12 protein-coding genes and 1 other RNA gene are annotated in these 10,484 nt (G+C 69.8%); 12 read left to right on the plus strand and 1 reads right to left on the minus strand.

Annotated elements, in window-relative coordinates:
- The 4 genes from AC30N0_RS01905 to AC30N0_RS01920 all read left to right on the plus strand — a co-directional run.
- A partial coding sequence (locus AC30N0_RS01905; RefSeq protein ID WP_489516248.1) for an amino acid ABC transporter permease occupies positions 1-406 on the plus strand: 406 nt, incomplete at its 5' end.
- 36 nt (positions 407-442) lie between these two features.
- Complete coding sequence (locus AC30N0_RS01910) at positions 443-1,177, plus strand: amino acid ABC transporter ATP-binding protein (protein ID WP_489516249.1); 735 nt, start codon at positions 443-445, stop codon at positions 1,175-1,177.
- Positions 1,178-1,218: 41 nt separating this feature from the next.
- Positions 1,219-2,268 (plus strand): dihydroorotase, encoded by a 1,050-nt coding sequence (gene pyrC, locus AC30N0_RS01915; protein WP_489516250.1) that lies wholly within the window; start codon positions 1,219-1,221, stop codon positions 2,266-2,268.
- Entirely contained in the window at positions 2,265-3,071 is an 807-nt protein-coding gene (locus AC30N0_RS01920) for an NYN domain-containing protein (protein WP_489516251.1), read from the plus strand. Before pyrC ends, AC30N0_RS01920 begins: the two co-directional genes overlap by 4 nt.
- Positions 3,072-3,140: 69 nt before the next feature.
- On the opposite strand, the gene AC30N0_RS01925 is transcribed toward AC30N0_RS01920, so the two are convergent.
- Positions 3,141-3,626, minus strand: coding sequence for a hypothetical protein (locus AC30N0_RS01925; protein ID WP_489516252.1), 486 nt, complete (start codon positions 3,624-3,626; stop codon positions 3,141-3,143).
- Positions 3,627-3,795: 169 nt separating this feature from the next.
- Between AC30N0_RS01925 and rnpB the strand changes: the two genes are divergently transcribed.
- The 8 genes from rnpB (at position 3,796) to AC30N0_RS01965 (ending at position 10,381) form a co-directional block, all read left to right on the plus strand.
- Positions 3,796-4,162, plus strand: an RNA gene (rnpB, locus tag AC30N0_RS01930) — RNase P RNA component class A.
- Positions 4,163-4,207: 45 nt separating this feature from the next.
- A complete protein-coding gene (locus AC30N0_RS01935; RefSeq protein ID WP_489516253.1) occupies positions 4,208-5,443 on the plus strand; it encodes a multidrug effflux MFS transporter in 1,236 nt (411 codons plus the stop codon).
- A 47-nt stretch (positions 5,444-5,490) separates the two neighbouring features.
- Positions 5,491-6,072 carry an NnrU family protein gene (locus AC30N0_RS01940; RefSeq protein ID WP_489516254.1) on the plus strand — a complete coding sequence of 194 codons (582 nt, stop codon included), beginning with the start codon at positions 5,491-5,493 and terminating at the stop codon, positions 6,070-6,072.
- Between the two features lie 24 nt (positions 6,073-6,096).
- Entirely contained in the window at positions 6,097-6,801 is a 705-nt protein-coding gene (locus AC30N0_RS01945) for a fumarylacetoacetate hydrolase family protein (protein ID WP_489516255.1), read from the plus strand.
- Entirely contained in the window at positions 6,798-7,613 is an 816-nt protein-coding gene (locus AC30N0_RS01950) for a fumarylacetoacetate hydrolase family protein (RefSeq protein WP_489516256.1), read from the plus strand. Before AC30N0_RS01945 ends, AC30N0_RS01950 begins: the two co-directional genes overlap by 4 nt.
- Positions 7,610-9,070, plus strand: a complete 1,461-nt coding sequence (hpaE, locus tag AC30N0_RS01955) for a 5-carboxymethyl-2-hydroxymuconate semialdehyde dehydrogenase (RefSeq protein WP_489516257.1) — start codon at positions 7,610-7,612, stop codon at positions 9,068-9,070. The genes AC30N0_RS01950 and hpaE overlap by 4 nt, the downstream gene beginning before the upstream one ends.
- Entirely contained in the window at positions 9,067-9,393 is a 327-nt protein-coding gene (locus tag AC30N0_RS01960) for an aromatic ring-opening dioxygenase subunit LigA (RefSeq protein ID WP_489516258.1), read from the plus strand. The genes hpaE and AC30N0_RS01960 overlap by 4 nt, the downstream gene beginning before the upstream one ends.
- A gap of 1 nt (position 9,394) precedes the next feature.
- Positions 9,395-10,381, plus strand: a complete 987-nt coding sequence (locus AC30N0_RS01965; protein WP_489516259.1) for an ABC transporter substrate-binding protein — start codon at positions 9,395-9,397, stop codon at positions 10,379-10,381.
- Positions 10,382-10,484: the final 103 nt, after the last annotated feature.

The raw sequence follows: 10,484 nt of genomic DNA on the forward strand, positions 1-10,484 counted from the left end.
GATGGGCGCCGAGCTGTCGGCGATCATCACCTTCACCGTCTTCGAGGCCGCCTACTACTCGGAGATCATGCGCGCCGGCATCCAGTCGGTGCCGAAGGGCCAGGTCAGCGCCGGCTACGCGGTCGGCATGACCTACGCCCAGTGCATGAAGCTCATCGTGCTGCCGCAGGCGTTCCGCAACATGCTGCCGGTGCTGCTCACGCAGACCATCATCCTTTTCCAGGACACCTCGCTCGTCTACGCCATCGGCGCCTACGACCTGCTCAAGGGTTTCGAGGTCGCGGGCAAGAACTTCAACCGGCCGGTCGAGACCTACCTCGTCGCCGCCGTCGTCTACTTCGTCATCTGCTTCAGCCTGTCGATGCTCGTGCGCCAACTGCAGAAGAGAATCGCCATCATTCGCTGACGGCAGCGGTCGGCAGCGTCAGAGAGCGGCAACAACATGATCGACATCAAGAACGTCTCGAAGTGGTACGGCAGCTTCCAGGTGCTGACCGACAACACGACCACCATCCGCAAGGGCGAGGTGGTCGTGGTCTGCGGGCCCTCGGGTTCCGGCAAGTCGACGCTGATCAAGACCGTCAACGCCCTCGAGCCGTTCCAGAAAGGCGACATCGTCGTCGACGGAATTTCGCTCAAGGACCCGAAGACGAACCTGCCCAAGCTGCGCTCCCGCGTCGGCATGGTGTTCCAGCACTTCGAGCTGTTTCCGCACCTCACGGTGACGCAGAACCTGACGCTGGCGCAGATCAAGGTGCTCAACCGCAGCCAGGACGACGCCCTGGCGCGCGGCCTGAAGATGCTCGACCGCGTCGGCCTGATGGCGCACAAGGACAAGTACCCTGGCCAGCTCTCGGGCGGCCAGCAGCAGCGGGTGGCGATCGCGCGCGCGCTCTCGATGGACCCGATCGTCATGCTCTTCGACGAGCCGACGTCGGCGCTCGACCCGGAGATGGTCGGCGAGGTGCTCGACGTGATGGTGCTGCTCGCCAAGGAAGGCATGACGATGATGGTCGTCACGCACGAGATGGGCTTCGCGCGCAAGGTGAGCCACCGGGTCATCTTCATGGACGCGGGCAGGATCGTCGAGGACTGCACGCGCGACGAGTTCTTCGGCGATCCGGACGCCCGCTCACCGCGGGCCAAGGATTTCCTCTCCAAGATCCTCCAGCACTGAGCCCGCGAGCGCCTTCGCCGCCGCGGCGGCGACAATCGGCGATGGTTTCCGAGCTGACGATTGTTCGCCCCGACGACTGGCACCTGCACGTCCGCGACGGCGCTGCGCTGCAGGCGGTGGTGCCGCACAGCGCGCGCCAGTTCGCGCGGGCGGTGATCATGCCGAACCTGCGCCCGCCGGTGGTCGATGTCGAGCAGGCGCTGGCCTATCGCGACCGCATCCTGGCGGCGGTGCCGCACGGGCTCGACTTCCAGCCGGTGATGACGCTGTACCTCACGGACGCCACGCCGCCCGCCGAGATGCGCCGCGCCCGGGCGGCCGGCGTCGTCGCCATGAAGCTCTACCCTGCCGGTGCGACCACGAACAGCGCCGCCGGCGTCACCGACCTTCGCCGGACCTACCCGACCCTCGAGGCAGCCCAGCGCGAAGGCATCCTCCTGCTGGTGCACGGCGAGGTCACCGATCCCGAGGTCGACGTGTTCGATCGCGAGGCGGTGTTCATCGATCGCCATCTCGCGCCGCTGCGTCGCGACTTTCCGGAGCTCAGGATCGTTCTCGAGCACATCACCACCCGCGAAGGCGCGCAATACGTCGCCGAGGCGGGTTCACACACGGGGGCCACCATCACCGCGCACCACCTGCTCCACAACCGCAACGCTATCTTCAGCGGCGGCATCCGGCCGCACCACTATTGCCTGCCGGTCCTCAAGCGCGAGACGCACCGCGTCGCGCTGGTCGCCGCCGCGACCTCCGGCAGCGGCCGCTTCTTCCTCGGCACCGACAGCGCTCCCCATGCCGCGCTTTTGAAGGAGAACGCGTCGGGGTGCGCCGGCTGCTACACCGCGTTCAGCGCGCTCGAGCTCTATGCGGAAGCCTTCGATCGTGCCGGTGCACTCGACAAGCTGGAAGGCTTCGCGAGCACCGCCGGCGCCGACTTCTACCGCCTGCCCCGCAACGCTGGGACCGTGACCTTGCGCCGCGAGGATTGGACCCTCCCCGACGAGCTGCCCTTCGGCGAGACGGTGGTCAAGCCGCTCGGCGGCGGCGAGACCCTGCACTGGCGCCTGGCCGGCGGATCGGTGGTCGCATGATCGACCGCCAACGCATCGCCCTCCTGATCGACGCGGACGGCATGTCGCTCGAGGTCATCGGCGGCGCCATCGAGCTCATCAAGACGCGCCACGGCGCCATCCACATCCGCCGCTGCTACTGCAGCGCCGACTTCGCGACCAAGAACCTCGCCTTCCTTCGTGAACACGGCATCCGGGCGATGGTGAACGCGACCAGCGGCAAGAACTGCACCGACATCGCCCTGGCGATCGACGCGGTCGAGCTCTGCGGCGCCGAGGCTCCCGGCGTGGTGGTGATCGTCGCCTCGGACTCCGATTTCGCGCCGCTGGTCATCCACCTGCGCGAGCGCGGCTGCCGGGTCGAAGGCATCGGCCAAGCCGGCAAGACCGGCGGAGAGACGCCGCGCATCTACGACGAGTTCGTCGACTTGCCGCAGGGCCGCCGGGCAGCAGTCGGTGCGGGCGCGGGGGGCGCTGCGGTGCGGCCGGCCCGGGCCCCGGGCCGGAGGGTGGTCGAGCGCTCGCCGACGAACCCGCGCCAGGCTCCGAACCCACGTCGGCCGGCCGCACCGGCGGCGCGCGCGGCACCGCCGCTGCCGGAAGACCTCGCGGCCTGGCTCGACTTGATTCCGGCGCTCGCATCGGGCGACCCCGTCGAGCTGAACGTCGCTGCCGAGGCGCTCCGCAAGGCCGGGCTGCTGTCCAAAGGTGCTTCCTCGACGAAGCTCTTCAGGAAGTACCCGGACGAACTCGTCCTCCTTCCGGCCAGCCGGCCGAACTCCGTGCAGTACCGGCGCGGCCGGGCCAGCAACAACCGGCCATGAAAAAAGGCGGCCCCGTCGCCGGGGCCGCCTTTTCTTGCGGAGCACTCATCGAGCGCCCCAGGGAGATGCTTACTGCTTCTTCGGCACGTCGGCTGCGGCCGGCGCAGCTTCGCCAGCCGGGGTCTTGACGGCGGCCTTGGTCTCCGACTTGCGCTCTTCACGGCTCTTCATCGTGCCCGACTTCCGGGCCGCGGCTTCCGCCTTCGGGTCGATCTGTCCGGCCGGCCTCAGATCGCCGGTGGAAGCGGCAGCCTTGGTGTCGTCCTTGCGCTCGGCGCGGGTCTTGGTGGACATCGGCGCAGAGGCGCCGAGGTTCGGCGTCGCTTCGCCCGGCTTGGCCTTGGCGCCGGTTGCAGCTTCGGCCTTCACGTCGGCGCGCGCTGCGGGAGCGGCGCTCTGGGCCAGGGCGGCCTGGGAGAAGAGGGCGACTGCGGCGGCGACAGCACTCAGAGCGAGTTTCGTGTTCATTGATATCTCCTGATCATTGCATTGAGGATGGGGCATTTCACGAAGTCGCCGCTCGGGAAAACGCAGTTCAGGAGCGAGACTTGACATGAAAACGCGGCAACAGCGGATCGGTTGACGCAAGCGAGAGCGGCGCTCATGGCCCCGCAACCGTGCAGTCTACCCGCTATCGGCCGTTTTCAAGCGCACTGCGCAGCGTTGCCATCCAGTGTCGCGCCGGCGAAACGGTGCCGGGACGTTCGCCCGATAATTCATGCGTGAAGCGAGCCAGACCGCCGCTGGGGCCGCTTTCGGGCGGCGCTGGAGGAAGGTCCGGACTGCACAGGGCGGCGTAGCAGCCAACGGCTGTCCACCGCGAGGTGAGGATCAGAGCAACAGAGACGAGTCGGCCGCAGCCGCAAGGCGGCGGCCGGGTGAAACGGGCAATCTCTACGCGCAGCAATACCAAATAGGCCGGCGTCGGCCTCGGGTCTCGGCCCGGGCCTGGAAGTGTGGCTCCGCACGAGCCGGCGGGTAGGTAGCACGAGCCGGGCAGCGATGCCCGGCCCAGAGGAATGGCGGTCACGGGCGCCGCGCTGCAAGGCGCGGCGCTTGCACAGAATCCGGCCTATCGGCTCGCTTCACACATTTTCCGAGCTATGCCAGTCCCGGCATGGCTGCATCGAGCACCCTTGAATCCCGACGCAAGAACGATCTGGCAAGCGCCGACGTGGGCCCTGGCCGTCCTCCTCGCTTGCCTGGGGATGCTCGGTCCCTTCTCGATCGACACCTACCTGCCCGCGTTCACGGGCATCGGCCGGGCGATCGGCGCCTCGCCGGTCGAGATGCAGCAGACGCTCTCGGCCTACCTGTTCGGGTTCGCCGTCATGAACCTGTTCCACGGCGCCCTGTCGGACAGCCTCGGCCGTCGGCCGGTCGTGCTCGTCGACCTGGCGATGTTCACCCTGGCCTCGGCGGGCTGCGCGCTGTCGCAGCACATCGGCGCGCTCGTCTTCTTCCGCGCCCTGCAGGGCATGTCGGCGGGGGCCGGGATCGTCGTCTCGCGGGCGGTGATCCGCGACATGTTCCCGCCCGCCGACGCGCAGCGCGTGATGTCGCAGGTGACGATCTACTTCGGCGTGGCGCCGGCGATCGCGCCGATGATCGGCGGCTTCCTCTTCGTCCACGCCGGCTGGCATTCGATCTTCTGGTTCCTGACCGGCATCGGCGTGCTGCTGTTCGTCGCCAACTGGAAGCTGCTCCCGGAAACCCTGCACGCCAGCGAGCGGCAGCCCTTCAACGTCCGCAACCTCATGAGCGGCTACTGGAGCCTGGCCAGCGACCCGCGCTTCTTCACCCTCTGCCTGGCCAGCGGCATCCCGTTCAACGGCATGTTCCTGTACGTGCTGTCGACGCCGGTCTTCCTCGGCGAGGTGCTGCAGCTGGCGCCCGAGCAGTTCTTCTGGTTCTTCGTGCTCAGCATCGCCGGGATCATGAGCGGCGCCTATCTCTCGGGGCGCATGGCCGGCCGGGTCAAGCCGTCGCGGCAGATCCGCTACGGCTTCCTCATCATGGCCGCCGTGTCGGTGCTGAACCTGGGGCTCAACCTGCTGTTCGAGGCCAACGCCTGGTGGGCGCTCCTGCCGATCGCGATCTATTCCTTCGGCTGGGCCATGATGGTCCCGGTCGTCACCCTGCTGGTCCTCGACCTGGTGCCCGAGCGCCGCGGCATGGCCTCGTCGTTCCAGGCCTGCGTCGGCAGCGTCGCGAACGGGCTGGTCGCCGGCGTGATCGCGCCCCTGGTCATGCACTCCGCCGTGGGACTCGCGGCGACGTCGCTCGGCCTCATGAGCATCGGCATCGTCTCGTGGCTGTGGGTCAAGCCCAGGCTGCGCTCGATGCTGGCGGCTCGCGATGCGCCGACCTGAGCGGGCCCGGGTCCGGATCGCGGAACGATCCGCGCCACAATCGGCGCATGCTCGTGCTGCTGGCCGGACTCGCGATCTTCCTCGGCGTTCACTGCGTGTCCATCGTGGCGCCGGGGTGGCGTGCGGCCCAGGTGGCGCAGCGCGGCGAACGGGCCTGGAAAGGGCTGTACTCGATCGCGGCAGCCGTCGGCCTGGCGCTGATCGTGGTCGGCTATGGCATGGCGCGGCAAGCCCCGGTCGTTGTCTACACGCCGCCGGCCGGGCTCCGCCACCTCGCCCTGGCCCTGATGCTTCCCGTGTTTCCGCTCCTCTTCGCAGCGTACCTGCCCGGGCGCATCCGCCGCGCCGCCCGCCATCCGATGCTGCTCGCGGTCAAGCTCTGGGCGGCGGCGCACCTGCTTGCCAACGGGACCGCGGCCGACCTGCTGCTGTTCGGCGGCTTCCTGGCCTGGGCGGTCGTCGACCTGATCTCGGTCAAGCGGCGCCCCGCGGCCGAAGTGCACGCAGTACCGGCGGCGGCGGCCCGGCCGGCGAACGATGCCATCGCCCTGATGGGCGGCCTGCTGGTGTACGTCCTGTTCATCGCCGGCGGCCACCGCTGGCTGACCGGCGTGTCGCCGCTGGCCTGATCCCTTGCGATCAACCGGGACGCCATGCCGCCCATCGCCCCGGCCCGGGGCCCCTGCTTCGATGTGGCGCCGTTTCGCCTCAGCGGCACCGTCTACGGCAGCCTGCTGAACAGCCGGGCGGCCCTCGCCGCGCTCGGCGCGGCCGTGCAGCAGCCGCCCTACCAGGCCGCGCCGAAGGGCGCCGTCCTGTACCTGAAGCCGCCGAACACGATCGTGGGCGCGGGCGATGTCGTCCTCGTCGACGGCGAGGTGCCGGAGCTCGAGGCGGCGGCGCAGCTCGGCATCGTCGTCGGCCGCACGGCGTGCGGCGTGCGCGAAGCCGAGGCGCTGGCGCATGTGGCCGGCTACATCGTCGTCGTCGACTTCAGCGTTCCGCACGCGAACTACTTCCGGCCGCAGGTGCGCTTCAAGGCGCGGGATGCGTCGTGTGCCCTCGGGCCGGCCGTCGCAGCGGCGGCCCGCATCGCCGATCCCGACGCGCTCGGCATCCGCGTCTCGATCGACGGCCGGCTGGTCCAGCAGGGCAGCACCGGCGACCGGGTGCGTACCGCAGCGCGGCTGATCGTCGACGTCACCGAGTTCATGACGCTTGCGCCCGGCGACATCCTGATGACCGGCGCCCTGCCGGACGCGCCGCGCGTGCGCGCCGGCGCGCACGTCGAGGTCGAGATCGACGGCCTCGAGCGACTCGACGTTCGGGTCGCCCGGGCCGGCGAGGGTGTGTCGTGAAGCGCGCCCGCGTCGCCTACGCCGGCGCCATCCACGAGGCGACGCCGTCCGGCAGCGACGAGACCCGGCTGCGCCTGGCCGACGGCCGCGTCGTCGACGCCGACGCCGTCGTGTGGCTGCCGCCGTTCGACGTCGGCACCGTCATCGCACTCGGCCTCAACTACGCCGACCACGCCCGGGAGCTCGCGTTCAAGGCGCAGGACGAGCCGCTCGTCTTCCTGAAGGGACCGGGCACGCTGCTCGGTCACCTGGGGCAGACGCGGCGACCGACCGACGCCACCTTCATGCACTACGAGTGCGAGCTGGCGGTGGTGATCGGTCGCCGGGCGCGCCGCGTCGCACGCGCCGACGCGCAGGCCCACGTCGCCGGCTACACCGTCGGCAACGACTACGCGGTCCGCGACTACCTCGAGAACTGGTACCGGCCGAACCTGCGCGTCAAGAACCGCGACGGCGGCACCGTGCTCGGGCCCTGGCTCGTCGACGCCGACGCCGTCGCCTGGCCGCCGCGGCTCGGGCTGCGCACCTTCGTCAACGGGCGCCAGACGCAGCGCGGCAACACCGGCGATCTGGTCTTCGACATCGCCTTCCTGATCGAGTACCTAAGCCGTTTCATGACGCTTTCGCCGGGCGACGTGATCCTGACCGGCACGCCCGAGGGCGTCGTCGACGTCGGCGTCGGCGACGAGGTGGCGTGCGAGATCGACGGCATCGGTCGCCTCGTCAACCGCATCGTCGGCGACGACGTGTTCGGCCGTTCGGCCGCGCATTCCGCTCCGACCCCGCCCGCCGCGCCCGGGAGGCCCGCATGAGGATCCGGCACCTGATCGACGGCCGATCCGTCGAGAGCAGCGACTGCTTCGAGACCGTCGACCCGGCGACGCAGGAAGTGCTCGCCGAGGTCGCCCGCGGCGGCGCGGCCGAGGTCGACGCGGCCGTGGCGGCGGCGCGGGCCGCGTTCCCGGCCTGGGCGGCGACGGCACCGGCCCGCCGCGCCGCCGTCATGCGCAAGCTCGGCGATCTGATCGCCGCCGACGTGCCGGCGATCTCGGAGACCGAGACGCGCGACACCGGCCAGGTCATCGCCCAGACCAGGAAGCAGCTCGTCCCGCGCGCCGCCGACAACTTCCACTACTTCGCCGAGATGTGCGTCCGCGTCGACGGCCACACCTACCCCACGCCGACGCACCTCAACTACACGTTGTTCCACCCGGTCGGCGTCTGCGCCCTGATCTCGCCCTGGAACGTGCCGTTCATGACCGCGACGTGGAAGGTCGCGCCGTGCCTGGCCTTCGGCAACACCGCGGTCCTGAAGATGAGCGAGCTGTCGCCGCTCAGCGCGGCCCGGCTCGGCGAGCTGGCGCTCGAGGCCGGCGTTCCCGCCGGCGTGCTGAACGTCGTGCACGGCCACGGCGCCGAGGCCGGGGAAGCGCTCGTCGCCCATGGCGACGTGCGCGCCATCTCCTTCACCGGCTCGACGCGGACCGGCAACCGCATCGTGCGGACGGCCGGCCTGAAGAAGTTCTCGATGGAGCTCGGCGGCAAGAGCCCGTTCGTCGTCTTCGCCGACGCCGACCTCGAGCGCGCCCTCGACGCCGCCGTCGTCATGATCTTCTCGAACAACGGCGAGCGGTGCACGGCCGGCTCGCGCATCCTCGTCCAGCGACCGATCTACGACGAGTTCGCGCGCCGCTTCGCCGAACGCGCGTCGCGAATCTCCGTCGGCGATCCGATGGACGAGAAGACGATCGTCGGGCCGATGATCAGCCGCGCCCACCTCGAGAAGGTGCGCAACTACATTGCGCTCGGCGGCGAGGAGGGCGCGACGCTGCTCTGCGGCGGGCTCGACCGGCCGGGCGTGCCGGACCGCGTTCGCGACGGCAACTTCGTCGTGCCGACCGTGTTCGGCGACGTGCAGAACCGGATGCGCATCGCCCAGGAGGAGATCTTCGGCCCGGTCGCCTGCCTCATCGCCTTCGAGGACGAAGCCGACGCGATCGCCCAGGCCAACGACGTCGCCTACGGCCTGTCGAGCTACGTCTGGACCCGCGACATCGGCCGCGCCCATCGCGTCGCCGCCGCCATCGAGGCCGGCATGTGCTTCGTCAACAGCCAGAACGTGCGCGACCTGCGCCAGCCCTTCGGCGGCACCAAGGCGTCGGGCACCGGCCGCGAAGGCGGCACCTGGAGCTACGAGGTGTTCTGCGAGCCGAAGAACGTCTGCGTGTCCATCACCGACCATCACATTCCGAGATGGGGTGCGCCGTGAGCCTCTACGCGACGCAGAAATTCCTGTTCAAGCTGAACCGCGACGAGGCGGTGCAGAAGCGGTTCCGCGAGAGCCTGCCCGAGCTGCTGAACGACTACGAGCTCGACGCCGAGGAGCGCGAGGCGATCCTCGCCGGCGACATCGGCAAGCTCTACGTCCTCGGCTGCAACGGCCAGCTGCTGATGCACTTCGCGGCGCTGCTCGGGATGGCCTGGGCCGACTACATCGAGTCGATGCGAGAAGGCGTGCGCCGCTACGGCCGGGTCCGCGCCGGGATCTATGCGATGACGACGTCGACCGACGACAAAGTGGCGGGCGTGTGAGATGGCACTGACGCGTCGGCGGACGCTGTGCATCGTTGCCGCTTGCCTGGCAGTTCCGCTGGCCGGCATCGCCCAGACACGCCGGGTCCGCGTCGGCTTTCTCGGCGGCATCTCGCCCGATGCGAGTGCCCTTCGCACCGCGGTCGACCCGTTCCGGCAAGCCTTGCGCGAACTGGGCTACGTCGAAGGGCAGAACCTCGAGATCCACTTCCGCTGGGCCGAGGGTCAGCCCGACCGATTGCCTGGCCTTGCCGCGGAGCTGGTGCGGCTCGAGCCCGACGTCATCGTCACCATGGGCCCGGCCCCGGCCTTTGCTGCCAAACGCGCGACGACGACGATCCCGATCGTGGCAGCGGTGGTGGATACCCCGGTCGAGAACGGCCTGGTGGCCGACTTCGTGCGTCCCGGCGGCAACGTGACCGGGATCAGCTCGCTCGGCGGCGAGGTCTTCGCCAAGCGGCTGCAACTCCTGAGGGAGCTCGTGCCGTCGACGCGTCGCGTCGCTGTCCTCGTGAATCCCGCGACCCTTTCCCGCGCTCTCTTCGACAAAGGGTTGCCGGACGTCGAGCGAAGTCTGGGCGCGCCGATCCGGGTGTTCGAGGCACGCACGCCGGATCAACTCGAGGGCGCCTTCGACGCGATGAAGCGCGACGGCTGCGACGGCATCCTCGTGTTCGCAGACGCCACCTTCTGGGCCCATCGCGCACGCATCCACGAGCTGCTGGCCCGCCACCGCTTGCCGGCGGTCATGGGCGGTCGCGACTGGCTGCAAGGCGGCGGGCTGGCGTCGTACCAGGTCGACTTTCCGCCGATCTTCAGGCGCGCTGCAGCCATGGCCGACGCCATCGCCAAGGGCGCCAGGCCGGCGGTGACGCCGTTCGAGCAGGCGACCAAGCTCGAGCTCGTCATCAACCTGAAGTCGGCCCAGGCGCTGGGGATCACGGTGCCGCACTCGCTCCTGGTCTCGGCCGACGAGCTGATCCGTTGACGTCGCGATGAGCCTCGTCTTCGCCGGCGTCTGCAGCCACGCGCCAGGGATCACCGGTCGCGCCCATCTCGCCGATGCCGCCCGGAAGGACGCGCTCCACGCC

It is taken from the genome of Rhizobacter sp. (assembly GCF_031412495.1).
Lineage (GTDB): Bacteria > Pseudomonadota > Gammaproteobacteria > Burkholderiales > Burkholderiaceae_C > Schlegelella_A.